General features: G+C 66.2%; 13 protein-coding genes. 9 read left to right on the top strand and 4 right to left on the bottom strand.

The window, feature by feature from the left end; genetic code table 11:
• Nucleotides 1–130: 130 nt before the first annotated feature.
• The 9 genes from OLX02_RS17860 (at nucleotide 131) to OLX02_RS17820 (ending at nucleotide 7827) form a co-directional block, all read left to right on the top strand.
• A complete protein-coding gene (locus OLX02_RS17860) occupies nucleotides 131–1378 on the top strand; it encodes an acyl-CoA dehydrogenase family protein (protein ID WP_264424997.1) in 1248 nt (415 codons plus the stop codon).
• A complete protein-coding gene (locus OLX02_RS17855) occupies nucleotides 1378–2136 on the top strand; it encodes an SDR family NAD(P)-dependent oxidoreductase (protein ID WP_264424995.1) in 759 nt (252 codons plus the stop codon). The genes OLX02_RS17860 and OLX02_RS17855 overlap by 1 nt, the downstream gene beginning before the upstream one ends.
• The gene (locus OLX02_RS17850; RefSeq protein ID WP_264424993.1) at nucleotides 2133–3206 is read left to right on the top strand and encodes a phosphotransferase family protein; all 1074 of its coding nucleotides are present in this window, start codon (nucleotides 2133–2135) and stop codon (nucleotides 3204–3206) included. Before OLX02_RS17855 ends, OLX02_RS17850 begins: the two co-directional genes overlap by 4 nt.
• Before the next feature lie 21 nt (nucleotides 3207–3227).
• The gene (locus tag OLX02_RS17845) at nucleotides 3228–3530 is read left to right on the top strand and encodes a hypothetical protein (RefSeq protein WP_264424991.1); all 303 of its coding nucleotides are present in this window, start codon (nucleotides 3228–3230) and stop codon (nucleotides 3528–3530) included.
• A 4-nt stretch (nucleotides 3531–3534) separates the two neighbouring features.
• Complete coding sequence (locus OLX02_RS17840) at nucleotides 3535–5010, top strand: class I adenylate-forming enzyme family protein (RefSeq protein ID WP_264424989.1); 1476 nt, start codon at nucleotides 3535–3537, stop codon at nucleotides 5008–5010.
• Between the two features lie 102 nt (nucleotides 5011–5112).
• Nucleotides 5113–5268 (top strand): hypothetical protein, encoded by a 156-nt coding sequence (locus OLX02_RS17835; RefSeq protein ID WP_264424987.1) that lies wholly within the window; start codon nucleotides 5113–5115, stop codon nucleotides 5266–5268.
• 26 nt (nucleotides 5269–5294) lie between these two features.
• Nucleotides 5295–6062: a FadR/GntR family transcriptional regulator gene (locus OLX02_RS17830; protein WP_264424986.1), complete on the top strand. Its 768-nt coding sequence runs from the start codon at nucleotides 5295–5297 to the stop codon at nucleotides 6060–6062.
• Between the two features lie 90 nt (nucleotides 6063–6152).
• Nucleotides 6153–7391: a cytochrome P450 gene (locus OLX02_RS17825; protein ID WP_264424985.1), complete on the top strand. Its 1239-nt coding sequence runs from the start codon at nucleotides 6153–6155 to the stop codon at nucleotides 7389–7391.
• 4 nt (nucleotides 7392–7395) lie between these two features.
• Nucleotides 7396–7827: a nuclear transport factor 2 family protein gene (locus OLX02_RS17820; protein WP_264424984.1), complete on the top strand. Its 432-nt coding sequence runs from the start codon at nucleotides 7396–7398 to the stop codon at nucleotides 7825–7827.
• Between the two features lie 326 nt (nucleotides 7828–8153).
• On the opposite strand, the gene OLX02_RS17815 is transcribed toward OLX02_RS17820, so the two are convergent.
• The 4 genes from OLX02_RS17815 to OLX02_RS17800 all read right to left on the bottom strand — a co-directional run bounded on the left by OLX02_RS17815 (nucleotide 8154) and on the right by OLX02_RS17800 (nucleotide 13509).
• On the bottom strand, nucleotides 8154–10397 hold the full coding sequence (locus OLX02_RS17815; protein WP_264424982.1) for a TonB-dependent receptor: 2244 nt from the start codon (nucleotides 10395–10397) through the stop codon (nucleotides 8154–8156).
• Nucleotides 10398–10599: 202 nt separating this feature from the next.
• Nucleotides 10600–11598, bottom strand: coding sequence for an enoyl-CoA hydratase-related protein (locus tag OLX02_RS17810; RefSeq protein ID WP_264424980.1), 999 nt, complete (start codon nucleotides 11596–11598; stop codon nucleotides 10600–10602).
• Nucleotides 11599–11689: 91 nt separating this feature from the next.
• Nucleotides 11690–12322 (bottom strand): N-carbamoylsarcosine amidohydrolase, encoded by a 633-nt coding sequence (locus tag OLX02_RS17805; protein WP_264424978.1) that lies wholly within the window; start codon nucleotides 12320–12322, stop codon nucleotides 11690–11692.
• Nucleotides 12322–13509, bottom strand: coding sequence for a CaiB/BaiF CoA transferase family protein (locus OLX02_RS17800; protein ID WP_264424976.1), 1188 nt, complete (start codon nucleotides 13507–13509; stop codon nucleotides 12322–12324). The genes OLX02_RS17805 and OLX02_RS17800 overlap by 1 nt, the downstream gene beginning before the upstream one ends.
• Nucleotides 13510–13628: the final 119 nt, after the last annotated feature.

The raw sequence follows: 13628 nt of genomic DNA, 5'->3' as shown, positions 1-13628 counted from the left end.
CGAATTTCCCGCTGAAAATGGTGGCTTGGCCGGCCCGCTGTAAACCGAACAGGTGGTTAGGTTGACCAATTCATGATCATAAATCTACTTTCGTCCAAAGCTGGAAGAAGCCCGGAAGAGGGAAGAGGGAATGATCTTCGAATACAGTGAATCACAGCGCCGCTGGATCGACCGCGTCCAGGCGTTCATGGATGCCGAGGTCATTCCGGCCATTCCGACCTTCATCGCGCAGGATCACGCGGGCGACCGTTTCAAGGCCGTTCCCATCGTCGACGAGCTGAAGGCCAAGGCACGTGCAGCCGGCCTGTGGAACCTGTTCATGCCGCCGCACAGCGGCCATCAGCATGTGGACGACACTTTCGAGTGGGAGGGCCAGAGCCTCACCAACCTCGAATACGCCCCGCTGGCCGAGATCATGGGGCGCGTCCCATTTGCCGGCGAAGTGTTCAACTGCTCCGCGCCCGATACCGGCAACATGGAAGTGCTGATGCGCTATGGCACGCGCGAGCAGAAGGACCGCTGGCTGAAGCCGCTGATGGAAGGCACGATGCGCTCGGCCTTCCTGATGACCGAGCCGGCCGTCGCCTCGTCCGACGCGCGCAACATCGAGACCAGCATCGTCCGCGACGGCGACGAATACGTCATCAACGGCACCAAGTGGTGGTCCTCCAGCGTCGGCCATCCGCGCTGCGAAATCTACATCCTGATGGGCAAGTCCAACCCGGACGAGCGCTCCTACAACCAGCAGTCGATGATCCTCGTCCCCGCGGACACCCCGGGCGTCACGATCAAGCGCCTGCTGCCGGTGTTCGGCTATGACCACGGCAGCCATGGCGGCCACGGCGAAGTCGTGCTCGAAAACGTGCGCGTCCCCGCCTCGAACATGCTGCTGGGCGAAGGTCGCGGCTTCGAGATCGCGCAGGGCCGCCTCGGGCCGGGCCGCATCCACCACGCCATGCGCGTGATCGGCGTCGCGGAAACCGCGCTCGAAAAGATGTGCCGCCGCCTCCAGACGCGCACCGCGTTCGGCTCGCTCATTTCGAAGCAGTCTGTGTGGGAACAGCGCATCGCCGAAGCCCGCATCGACATCGAGATGGCGCGCCTGCTCTGCCTCAAGGCTGCCTACATGATGGACGTCGCCGGCAACAAGTCGGCCCGGGCCGAGATCGCAATGATCAAGGTCGGCGCGCCGCGCATCGCCCTGAAGATCATCGACGATGCCATCCAGGCCCACGGCGGCGCGGGCGTCTGCGACGATTTCGGGCTGGGCGAGCTTTGGGCCAACACGCGCATGCTGCGCATCGCCGATGGCCCGGACGAGGTCCACTGCCGCCAGCTGGCGCGCATGGAACTCGCCAAGTACGCGGAGGTCGCGTGATGGAACAGGTCGCTCTCGACCCCGCCTTCGATTTCACCGGCAAGGCCGTCATCGTCACCGGCGGCAGCCGGGGCCTCGGCCGCGCCATCGCACTGGGCTTCGCGCAGCGCGGGGCCGACGTGGTCGTCTCCAGCCGCCGCGCCGAAGCCTGCGCCGAAGTGGTGGCCGAGATCGAGGCGCTGGGCCGCCGCGCGCTCGCCATCCCCTGCCACGTGGGCGAATGGGACGGGCTGGAAGCGCTGATCGACGGCACGCTCGCCGCCTTCGGGCGGATCGACGTGCTGGTGAACAATGCGGGCATCGCCCCCGTCGCGGAAAGTTCGCTCGCCACCAGCGAGGCGCTGTTCGACAAGACCTTCGCGGTCAACGCCAAGGGGCCGTTCCGCCTTTCGGCGCTGGCCCGGCCGCATCTGGCCAAGGTCGGCGGTTCGATCATCAACGTCACCAGCATCGGCAGCCTGCGCCCCGATCCGGCCTATCCGGTCTATGCCGCAGCCAAGGGAGCGATGAACATCCTCACCCGTGGTCAGGCGATGGAATTCGGCCCAGAAGTGCGCGTCAACGCTATCATGGCCGGCCCCTTCTGGACCGACATCGCCAAGTCCTGGCGCGAGGATTACGACGCCAACGCCCCTTCCGCGATGCACCGCATGGGCCGCCCGGAAGAGATCGTGACCACCGCGCTCTATCTCGCCTCGCCGCAGTCGAGCTACACCACGGGCACGATCGTGCGCCTCGATGGCGGGGTGATCCTGTGAGCGACACGCCTCAAAAGTATCTCGGCGCCACGGGCGACGTGCGCGAGGGGTTCGAGGTCGATGCCGGCGAGATCGCCCGCTTCATCGGCGAATGCACCGGCGCCACGCCGGCAGCCATCACCGTGCGCCAGTTCCAGGGCGGCCAGTCGAACCCGACCTACATGGTCGAAAGTGACGCCGGCAATTTCGTGCTGCGCCGCCGCCCGCCGGGCGTGCTGCTGCCCTCGGCCCATGCCATCGACCGGGAATACCGCGTGATCGACGCGCTTTCGCGTGCCGGCGTGCCGGTGCCGAAACCCGTGGGCTATTGCGCCGACGAAAGCCGCATCGGCAGCGCGTTCTACCTGATGGAGCACGTGCCGGGCCGCATCTTCTTCGACAACGCCATGCCCGACCTTTCAGCGGAAGAGCGCGGTGCGATCTACGACGCCGCCAACGCGGCCCTCGCCGCGCTGCACAGCGTCGATCCCGAAGCGGTCGGCCTTGGCGACTTCGGCCGCCCCGGCAACTACCTGGCCCGGCAGGTCGCGCGCTGGTCGAAGCAATATGCCGCATCGAAGACGCAGGACATCCCGGCGATGGACAAGGTCATCGCGTGGCTCGAAGCCAACGTCCCCGATGAAGTCCCCGCGCGCGTCGCCCACGGCGATTTCAGCTTCCACAACCTGATCTTCCATCCCACCGAGCCGCGCGTCGTCGCGATCCTCGATTGGGAACTGGCGACGACCGGCGATCCCATCGCCGATCTCACCTACCACGGCATGGAATGGTATCGCCCCGCCGGGATCGACCCGCGCGGATCGCTGGTGGACAAGGATCTGGCCGCGCTCGGCTTGCCCGATTTCGACACCTATGCCGCGCGCTACTGCGAACGCGTGGGCCGCCCGCCGGTCGAAAACCTTGGCTATTACAAGGCGTTCAACCTGTTCCGCGTGGCCGCGATCATCCAGGGCATCGTCGCCCGGTTCGAAGCCGGCAACGCCGCCGACGCCAATGCCGCCACGCAGGCCGCACGCGTCGCCCCCCTCGCCGAAGCGGCATGGGCTGAAGCCCAGCGCGCTGGCGCCTGATTTACGAAGGACATCCGAACAATGCTCAAGCCCGGAAGCCGCTGGAAAAGCCAGGTCTGCAGTGCAGAAGCGGTGCTGGTGCGCCCGCCCAAGATCGACGGCGTGCCGCAGTGCGGCGGCGTGGACATGGTGCCGATGGACGGCGAAGTAGCGGCGGCAACCGCGCTCGCCGGGCTCGACACCGGCTGCCTTGTCGGCAAGCGCTATCGCAGCGACGAGCTGGCCATGGAAATGCTCTGCACCAAGGCCGGCACCGGCGCGCTCGGCTTTGCCGGGACCGCGCTGGAACTGGTCGAGGCCAAGAAGCTCCCGTCGTCGGACTGATCTGATGCGCGTCTCGTTGCTGCTCGATCTCGTCGCGGAAACGCTGCCCGACCGCATCGCCATAGACGGGCCGGGCGGCAGCCTGTCCTTCGGCGATCTTCACGCCCGCGCGCGCGGTTTCGCCGCCTCGCTCGAAGGCAGCACGGCACGCAATGTCGGCTTCCTCGGCGTCAATTCGCCCGCGCTGCCGGCGGTGCTGTTCGGCGCGGCGCTGGCCGACCGGCCCTTCGCCCCGCTCAACTACCGCCTGCCCGACGACGGCCTGCGCAAGCTGGCCGCGCGCCTCGCCCCCGCGGTCATCGTCGCGGACGACGACATGGCCGCCCGTATCGCCGGGATCGACGGCATCGAGGTGCGCAGCACCGCCACGCTGGCCGGCCTGGCCGCGCCCGAGGACTGGTATCCCGCCAGCGAGGACGAGGACACCGCCGTCCTGCTGTTCACCAGCGGAACCTCGGGCGAACCCAAGGCCGCCCTGCTGCGCCACGAAAACCTGACGAGCTATGTCGTCCAGACCGTCGAGTTCCTCGGCGCGGACGAGGAAGACGCCACACTGGTCAGCGTGCCGCCCTATCATATCGCCGCCGTCTTGGCGCTGCTCACCTCGGTCTATTCGGGCCGCCGGGTGGTCCAGCTCGAAGCCTTCACGCCCGAAGGCTGGGTCGATGCCGCCGCGCGCTTCGCGGTCAGTCATGCCATGCTCGTGCCCACGATGCTGGCGCGCGTGCTGGACCGGATCGAGGAAGTCGGCACCGCCCTGCCCGCCTTGCGCGCGCTTGCCTATGGCGGCGGACGGATGCCGCTGTCGGTAATCCACCGCGCGCTCGCGCTCATGCCCGACACCGGGTTCACCAACGCCTATGGCCTGACCGAGACCAGTTCGACGATCTCGGTGCTGGGGCCGGACGACCACGCACTCGCCCGCAGCGGCGATGCCGCGGGCCTTGCCCGCCTCGCCACCGTGGGCAAGCCCGTTCCCGGCGTCGAAGTGGAAGTGCGCGATGGCAACCGCGTCTGCGGCCCGAACGAGCCGGGCGAAGTCTTCGTGCGCGGCGAGCAGGTCGCGGGCCGCTACGCCGAGCGCGCCGCCACCGACGATGACGGCTGGTTCGCCACCAAGGATCGCGGCTGGTTCGATGCCGACGGCTATCTGACCGTCGATGGCCGGCTGGACGATGTCATCGTGCGCGGGGGCGAGAACATTTCGCCCGGCGAGATCGAGGACGTGCTGCGCACCCACCCGCAAGTCGCTGACGTGGCCGTGATCGGCGCGCCGGACGAGCAGTGGGGCGAGCGCGTGGTCGCCTTCGCCGTGCCGCGCGATCCTGCCTTCTCCGATGGCCCCGCGCTCAGCGACTGGGTCCGCGCGCGTCTGCGCTCGACCAAGGCGCCCGCGCAGGTCCATTTCCGCGAAAGCCTGCCTTACAACGACACCGGAAAGCTCCTGCGCAGGCTGCTGCGGGATGAACTGGCCGACTGACGCGTCCTCGCCGCTCGCCGGCGGTCTCGCCCCGTGCCGGATCGCCTGCGACGGCGAAGGTCGCGATCAGCAGGACTGGATAGCCCGCTCAACCTCGCTGGCATGAGCGCCGCCGTCGATCTCACAAGCGCGCAAGCCGCGATGACCGGGGCCGCGCAAGCCATCGACCCGAAGGCCGCACTGGCGTTTCACGACGACCCGGTGGCATTGACGCTGATCGACGGGAACATCGTTTACCGGCGCAGCGAGAGCGCATAGGGGAATCGGAGGATGGGGAAACAGCGATGAGCGAAGAGCAGGACACCGACGCGCCGCACGCCATTCCGCCGCGCACCGGCGTACGCCCGCGCGGCCGCAAGCGGTCCGAGCAGGTCGCGCACCAGATCGTCACCGACATCGTGCGCGAGAACAAGGGACGCGGCGCCAAGCTGCCGCTCGAAAGCGAACTGCTGGAGCAATACGACGTCAGCCGATCGTCGCTGCGCGAGGCGCTGCGCCTGCTCGAAGTGCAAGGGCTGATCACCATCCGCCCCGGCCCCGGCAGCGGCACCGAAGTGGGCGCGCCCGAACCGGGCAACCTTTCGAACACGCTGGCGCTCTACCTGATGATGGCGCGCGCCAGCCTGCGCCAACTGTTCGATGCGTGGCGCATGGTCGAGCCGATCCTGGCCCAGCTGGCCGCCGAAAACCACGACCGCGAGCGCGTCCGCGCGCTGATGGGGCCGTTCGCCAGCGATGCCGTGCTGGACGACCGCGCACTGGCATCCGGCCTCGCCTTCCACGATGCGGTGGCTGAACTGGCCGAAAACCCGGTGCTGGCGCTGATCCTGGGTGCAGTGGGTTTTCTCGTCACCGAGCAAGTGCGGATCGGCGCGATCGGCTTTGAGCTGAGCAGCGCGACGGTTCACGCGCACACCACCATCGCCGATGCGATCCTGGCGGGCGACAGCGCGCGCGCCGCAGCGGAAATGCGCCTGCATCTTGATGAAGTGATGGTCGAGATCGAGACCGCCCTGCCCGATCAGGACCGGGACATCCTGCTGCAGCGGTAAGGCGGGCCGCACCTGTGCCGGAACGCCAGAACGATACGCTAGGTCATGACCCCTTCGGTTTGCGGTATCACCGCCACCGGAGAGCATGACATGACCAGCGAAGTCCTTGAATTCGAACCCGCCGGCGCCTCGCACGACGAGCTTTACGGCTCGCTTGCCGAGATCCGCCAACAGCACCCGATCTTCTTTTCGGAGAAGCATGGCGGCTGGGTAATCACCCGCTACGACGATCTGGCGACGGTCGCCAAGAGCCCCAACTTCACGGTCGAGAACGCGCTTCAGGGCGCGCAGGGCGGGCAATATTGCCCGGCCGCGATGGACGTGCTGGCCACGGGCGTGGACTGGACCAAGACCCGCCACATCCAGACCGACGACGGCCCGGACCACGCGCGCTTCCGCCGCGCCATGACCAGCGTGATCACCCCCAAGCGCATCCGCGAGATGGCGCCGGTGGTGCAGCACACGGTGGACGACCTGATCGACAAGTTCATCGCGCGCGGATCGTGCGAATACGTCAGCGAGTTCGCCTATCCGCTGGCGATGCTGACCACGCTCAACCTCATCGGCTTCACCGAGGCCGAGGACGACATGAGCATGTTCCCGCGCTGGGTGGACGACACGTTCCGGATGCTGCTGGCCGAGCTGAGCGAGGACGAACAGGTCGCCGCGGCGAAGAACGCCGTCGCGTTCCAGCACTATATCCGCGACAAGATCGCGGCGCGGCAGGCCGATCCCCGGGACGACCTGCTGAGCGAGATCCTCGGCTTCCTGTCGGGCGAAGCGGCGCTGTCGATGGACGAGCTGGTGATCATGTTCACCCACAGCTTCGTCGGTGCGGGCAACGAGACGACCAAGCTGGCGCTGACCAACACGATCTACCACATGCTGAGCAAGCGCGAGCGCTGGGAACAGATGCTGGCCAACCAGGACAAGGTTTCGGCCTTCGTCGAGGAAGGGCTGCGCTATGAAGCGCCCCTGCTGGCCTGGTATCGTTATTGCGCGGCCGACAGCGAAGTGGGCGGGCAGCTGATCCGCAAGGGCGACAAGGTGATCATCCTGTTCGGATCGGCCAACCACGATCCGGCCAAGTTCTCCAATCCGGACGAGTTCTGCCCGTTCCGCGCCGACCAGTCCGCGATCATGACGTTCAACACCGGCAAGCATTTCTGCGTCGGTGCGCCGCTCGCGCGGCTCGAACTCAACGCCGCGCTGGCCACGCTGGCAAAGCGGCTTCCGGGGCTGCGGCTGAAGCCGGGGCAGGACATCGCCTATGCCCCCACGTTCGCCAACCGCGCGATCCCCGAGCTCTACCTTGAATGGGACGTCTGAGCCGATGACCGACACGATGCCCCCCGCCGACCTCACGCTGGTGCGCGACGAACTCGCCATCCGCGGCCTGATCGAACGCTATTCCGATGCCTGCTGCCAGCGCAACGTCGATGCCATCATGGCGCTGTGGGCGGACGATTGCCGCTGGAGCGTGCCCGACATGGAAGGGCTGGAAGACGTGCGCGGCAAGGACGCGATCCACGCGATCTGGCAGGGCGCGCAGGCGCTGTTCCCGTTCTGCTTCCTGGTCTGCACGCCCGGCGTGATCGAGATCGAGGGCGATACGGCCTGGGCGCGGACCTACACCAACGAAGTGCTGGTCAACACCGAAGGCGAGACGCGGCAGGCGGTAGGCATCTATCACGACAAGTTCGCCGTGAGGGGCGGCCGCTGGCTGTTCACCGAGCGCACCTGGCACATGCTCAAGCACCTGTGACGACAGCGAGCCGGGGCATATCGGACGCCGCGACATACCCCGGCCGCGCTCATCATCACCGTCTCGCCCGCCAGAATCGCCCGGCGCGAACCCTTCGGGGTTGAACTTGATCCCCTGCCCATCGCGGGCGCCTTGATCGTGCCGCCCATGGCGACCGGACCGAGTAGTTCTTGTCGTTGTCGCCCAGCCAGCCGCCGATGGCAGGCTCCGGCGAAAGCACACCCACGAACATTTCGCCGCGGCCTGGGCTCGGCAACGACGCAAAAAGAAAGGGGCGCAGCCTTGCGGTGCGCCCCTTTCCGATCATGTGCGAGGCACGGTGTGCGTCAGAACTTGACGCCCACGGTGGCACCGTAGGTGCGCGGCTCGAGCGCAGTGGCAAACGACCAGAGACCGGCCACGGTGAACGCGTGGGTGGTGGTCTTGATGTTCGCCAGGTTGCGACCATAGACGCGAACGTAGGCGTCAGCGCCGTTCAGCTTGAAGTTCGCGGTGAGGCTGGCATCGACCAGGTCCTGCGTGCGGGTACGCACGCGGGGATCGTTGCCGTTCACCGTCACGCTGGTGACGACGCCGCCGGTCAGGTGCTCGGTCAGGCCGCCCGACGAAACCTGCTCGTCATAGGGGCTGATGTGGCGCAGGCCGACGATACCGACCAGGTTACCGAAGCTGGTGTCGTAGGTGTATTCCGCTCCGAGCGAACCCGAGAACTTGGGCGAGTAGATCAGGTTGTTGTTCGAGTAATCGAACGGGATCAGCGTGCCCTTGTAGAGGTTGTTCGCGACGAAGCCGTGGAACTGCGAGTCGAGGATCGCGGCGTTGGCGGTCAGCTTCAGGCCGGGGATCGGACGCAGCGTGGTTTCGAGTTCGAGACCCTTGATATCGGCCGAACCGATGTTGCTGGTGATCGTCTGGCTGCCCTGCGGACCACCCGGAATGGTGGTTTCCTGCTGCATGTCCTTGTACTTCGAATAGAAGCCGGCAAGGTTGAACTGCAGCTTGCGGTCAAGCAGGTCGAGCTTCGCGCCCGCTTCGTAGCTGTCCACCGTTTCGGGGAAGTACGGCGTGCCTGCGGTTGCCTTGGTCATCGCACGGGGGCTGAAACCACCCGAACGATAGCCGCGCGACCAGCTGGCATAGAGCATGGTGTCGTTGTTCGGACGCCAGTCGATACCGACCTTCGGAGTGAACTTGCGGAACGTGCGCGAGCCTTCGCCGATCACGCCGAGCGTGCCGGGGTAGCTGTTGGTCAGTTCGCGCTTGTCCTGGCCCCAGCGGCCGCCGAACGAGACGCGCACGCCGTCGGTCACCGTCCAGTTGAAGTCACCGAAAGCCGCGAGCGAGCGGGTGTGGCCGGTGACGACGTTGGTGCCGGTGTTGCTGCCGAACACGAAAGTATCGGCCGACAGACGGAAGCGCGAGTCGAAGAAGAACCCGCCGACCACGTAGTCAAGACCGTCGAAGATCTTGCCCGCGGCGCGCAGTTCCTGGCTCCACTGCGTGTACTTCTGGGTGCGTTCCGAGAAGTAGATGTTGGTGCTGGAACCGTCGAAGTCCTGGCCCTGGAACTCGTCCGAATGGCGCCAGCCGGTGATCGAGGTCAGCTTCACCGCATCGGCGTTGAAGTTCAGCGTCAGGTTGGCATCGGGCGCGCTGTAGCGGCTGGTCGCCGGGGTGGTGAACACCGTGTACAGGTCGTCCGTGGTGTTCCGGTCAACCTGGAACTTCGGCATCACGGCGCTGAAAGCTTCGGCCGAGCTGGTGATGTTGGCCACCGTCGGGTCGAACTTCTGGTGAACCTTCTGGATGCTGAACTGCGCATCGAAGATGCTGCCGGTCGGCTCCCACAGGACCGAGCCGCCGAAGGTGTCGTTGTTGGTGCCGCCGCCGCGCGACTGCGTCGTGGCGTTCCAGTAGAAGCCGTCCGACTGGTTGTGGAAGTACCACAGCTTCACGCCCAGCGTGGTGCTGTTGCCGTAGTTGACGACCGCGCGCGTGCTCCAGGTGTTCCAGCGGCCATAGCTGGCTTCCAGCTTGGCGCCGGCTTCCTTGGTCGGCTTCGAGCGCATGATGTTGATCACGCCGCCGATCGTGTTCGCGCCGAACAGCGTGCCCTGCGGGCCGCGCAGCACTTCGATCTGCTCGACGTCGAAGAAGTCCTGCAGCTGGCCGGTGTTGGTGCCGATCATCACGCCATCGACGACGACGCCGACGGTGGGGGTGGAGGCCTTTTCGATGTTCGCGAAGCTGAGGCCGCGGATCGAGATGTTGGCGGCCTGGCCGCCCGAGTTCTGCTGCGTAATGAGCAGGTTGGGCGCATCGCCCTGAAGATCGCCGATGTTCACCGACGCCTTGTTTTCCAGCATCGCGGCATTGACCGCAGTAATGGCAACAGGGGTGGTCTGGAGCGTTTCGTCGCGGCGGCGTGCCGAAACGACGATGGTGTTGGCGTCAACAGTGCCCGACACTTCCGCCTGCGCGTCCTGCGCGAAGGCAGGCATCGAAAAACCGGCAAGCGTGGTGGTGCAGGCGAGAGCCGCAAGGGCCCGCCCAATATAAACCTTCCTCATATTCCCTCCCAACGGGTGTGAACCTCGTTCGGGGGTGGCCTCTGTCGTTATTACAGCGCACTGAACACTACCACTTCGCGCAGGTGTTGCCGAAGCGCACCTACATCGGAAAATATTTTCGGTAGGTATTTCAGCCTATCACCACATTACCTAGCACAATTGACAGATAACGGGCGGCCATTAGCAGACCGCCCGCAGTTGTTCATTCGCCGTAGCGCGCCCCCGGTCCGTCGCCATCGGCCGGTGGAGTGTCGCCGGGCGCAGTTGCCTCGCGGCTTTCCCCGCCGCCACTGTAATCGTTGTCGAAATGCTCCTCGCGCCAGTCGAGCGCAGCACGCAGCCCGCCCTGTTGCGCACGCGCCATGAACTCGTCGCCGCGCGCGAAGCTGGGGCGCAGCAAGGCGATGGCCAGGTGGTCCGCGCTCGATGCCATGCCGGTCTTGAAGCCCATGATCTCGAACTGGCGATTGATCGACCGCTTGGTCAGCATGATCAGGTCGGTGGGCGTAAGCGCGATCTTGCGCGCGATCGCCTCCGTGCGCTCCTCCAGTTCGTCGGCGGGAACGGACTCGCTTGCCCAGGCCCATTCGGCCGCCTGTTTGCCGGAGATCGGCTCGCTGGTGAACATGTAGTACTTGGCGCGGGTCATCCCCATCAGCCACGGGCTGACCTGGAGATTGCCCGGAGACCAGTGCCGCCCCACCGGCCAGCCGATCTTCGCGTCGTCGGCCACGATGCGCAGGTCGCAGAATGCCGCAAGTTCCGATCCGCCGGCAAGGCAATGGCCGTGGATCTGCGCGATCACCGGCTTCTGCAGATCGAACAGCGAGGTGTAGATCCGCAGGTGCTCGTGATCGTAGGCCTGCCACGCGGTATCGCGGTCCGGGTGGTGATAGCCGTTTTCGGGGGTGTTGCGCTTGGGCTCGCCCGGCGGGGTGGGCGTGATGTCGTATCCCGCGGAAAAGCACGGGCCGGCACCCTTGATGATGATCACCCGCACATCGTCGTCGAGTTCGAGTTCCTTGGCCGCCATCTCGATCTGGAGCAACCGTTCATAGCCCAGCGGATTGCGCTTTTCGGGAGAGTTCAGGATGATCCGGCCGATGGGGCCGTCGCGCTCGATATCGACAAGGTCGAATACCGGGCGCTCGACGTTTTCCCCTCGATAGGGCGGCGACCATTTGACGATGCGGCGGGTCATGCTGGCGTTCCTTCCCAATTTTTAATTGCTTGATTAAAGCAATCAGGAAGAAGCGTCGAACGCAACCGGATTCTTCGGACGTTCCGCCGGTTCAGATCGCCGAAAGCAGGGCGACCGCTTCGGCCTCGCCCACGACTTCGGCGTATTTGGCCTGAAGATCGAACAGGTTGGCCTCATGCGGGCCTTCGTGCCGGTCGCCGCAGGCATCGCGCACCACGAAGGGCACGAAGCCGTGCTGGCAGGCGTCGAGCGCCGTGGCGCGGATGCAGCCCGAGGTGGAGGTGCCGCAGACCAGCACCGTGTCGACGCCCAGCGCGGTCAGGGTGGAGGCGAGATGCGTGGCGAAGAAGGCCGAGGCATAGCGCTTGGTGATGACCACGTCGCCGTCCTGCGGTGCCAGCGCTGCCGGGAAGGCGCCGAGCGGCGAGCCCTTCTCGAACACCTTGAGCGCGGGCACCTTGCGGTAGAACACTCCGCCGTCCGCACCGCCGGGCTGGTATTCGACATTGGTGAACACGATGGGCAGGCCCGCGGCGCGCGCGGCGGCGGTCACCCGCACCGCGCTGGCCACGGCATCCTCGATCCCGGCATAGAGCGGCGAGCCGGGCTGGAGATAGGCTTCGACGAGATCGACCAGCAGCAGCGCGGGGCGGCGTCCGAAGGGCAACCGCCCGTCGAACGCCCCGGCATAATTGGCGGCAAGGTCGGCCTCGTCCTTCGCCATCAGATCACGCCCTTGTCCGCCATCACGGCAAGGTCCGCCTCGCCCAGCCCGAGCAGTTCGCCATAGACCTCGGCATTGTGCTGGCCGACCACCGAAGGTGCCGGACGCCGCACGCTGCCGGGCGTCGCGGAGAACTTGGGGAAGCTCGACTGCATCTTCAGCGCGCCGAAGCGCTCGGTCTCGACCTCGATGATCGCCTCGCGCGCCTGGAAGTGCGGATCTTCGATCATGTCGGGCGCGCGGTAGACGCGGCCCGCCGGGATCGAATGTTCGATCATCAGCGCATCGACCTCGTCCATGGTCAGCGTGCGCGTCCAGTCGTTGATCAGCGCGTCCAGCTCGTCCTGGTTCTCGCCGCGCGCCAGATGCGTGGCATAGCGCGGATCGTCGCCGAGTTCAGGCCGGCCCATCGCCTCGGCAAGGCGCTTCCACAGCGAATCCTTGTTGGCCCCGATCATGAATTCGCCGTCCTTGCACGAATAGACGTTGGACGGCGCGATGCCTTTCAGGATCGAGCCCGAGCGTTCGCGGATCAGGCCCATGCGGTCGTATTCGGGCACAAGGCCTTCCATGACCTGGAGCACGCTTTCGTAAAGCGCGGTGTCGATCACCTGCCCCTTGCCGGTCTTTTCCTTCACGTGCAGCGCAGCGAGCACGCCCATGCAGCCATAGGTGGCGGTCAGCGTGTCGCCGATGGACACGCCCATGCGGCTCGGCGGGCGATCCGGCTCACCCACGATGTAGCGCCAGCCGCCCATCGCCTCGCCGATGCCGCCGAAGCCGGCGCGATCGGAATAAGGGCCGGTCTGGCCATAGCCCGACATACGCGCGATGATCAGATGCGGGAATTCGGCGAGCAGGACATCAGGCCCCAGCCCCCACTTTTCCAGCGTGCCCGGCTTGAAGTTCTCGACCAGCACGTCGGCGTGCGCGATCAGCCGCTTCACCAGCGCCTGTCCTTCGGGAACGCGCAGGTTGGCGCTGACCGAGCGCTTGTTGCGCGCGATCACTTCCCATTGGACCTTCTCGGCGCCCTGCCCCCATTCGCGCATCGGATCGCCTGTTATCGGCGGCTCGACCTTGATCACGTCGGCGCCCATGTCGCCCAAGAGCTGGCCGCAGAACGGACCGGCCAGCAGCTGGCCCAGTTCGACGACGCGGATGTCCTTCAATGCACCGTTGTTCACGTCTCACTCCGCCGCTTCGAGGTGCGGCCATTGGGGTTGCAGGGGCGCTGGCAGGCCGGTTTCCGCTTCGCAGTTGGCGCGCAGCGTCTCGATGCCGGGGCCGGTGTTGAACACGGGCA

This window comes from Novosphingobium sp. KCTC 2891, assembly GCF_025938155.1.
Lineage (GTDB): Bacteria > Pseudomonadota > Alphaproteobacteria > Sphingomonadales > Sphingomonadaceae > Novosphingobium.
This window is presented reverse-complemented; position numbering and strand designations above follow the sequence as displayed.

Coding starts and splice junctions, on each gene's coding strand:
- OLX02_RS17860 (WP_264424997.1), top strand. CDS start 131: ATGATCTTCGAATACAGTGAATCACAGCGCCGCTGGATCGACCGCGTC.
- OLX02_RS17855 (WP_264424995.1), top strand. CDS start 1,378: ATGGAACAGGTCGCTCTCGACCCCGCCTTCGATTTCACCGGCAAGGCC.
- OLX02_RS17845 (WP_264424991.1), top strand. CDS start 3,228: ATGCTCAAGCCCGGAAGCCGCTGGAAAAGCCAGGTCTGCAGTGCAGAA.
- OLX02_RS17840 (WP_264424989.1), top strand. CDS start 3,535: ATGCGCGTCTCGTTGCTGCTCGATCTCGTCGCGGAAACGCTGCCCGAC.
- OLX02_RS17835 (WP_264424987.1), top strand. CDS start 5,113: ATGAGCGCCGCCGTCGATCTCACAAGCGCGCAAGCCGCGATGACCGGG.
- OLX02_RS17830 (WP_264424986.1), top strand. CDS start 5,295: ATGAGCGAAGAGCAGGACACCGACGCGCCGCACGCCATTCCGCCGCGC.
- OLX02_RS17825 (WP_264424985.1), top strand. CDS start 6,153: ATGACCAGCGAAGTCCTTGAATTCGAACCCGCCGGCGCCTCGCACGAC.
- OLX02_RS17820 (WP_264424984.1), top strand. CDS start 7,396: ATGACCGACACGATGCCCCCCGCCGACCTCACGCTGGTGCGCGACGAA.
- OLX02_RS17815 (WP_264424982.1), bottom strand. CDS start 10,397: ATGAGGAAGGTTTATATTGGGCGGGCCCTTGCGGCTCTCGCCTGCACC.
- OLX02_RS17810 (WP_264424980.1), bottom strand. CDS start 11,598: ATGACCCGCCGCATCGTCAAATGGTCGCCGCCCTATCGAGGGGAAAAC.
- OLX02_RS17805 (WP_264424978.1), bottom strand. CDS start 12,322: ATGGCGAAGGACGAGGCCGACCTTGCCGCCAATTATGCCGGGGCGTTC.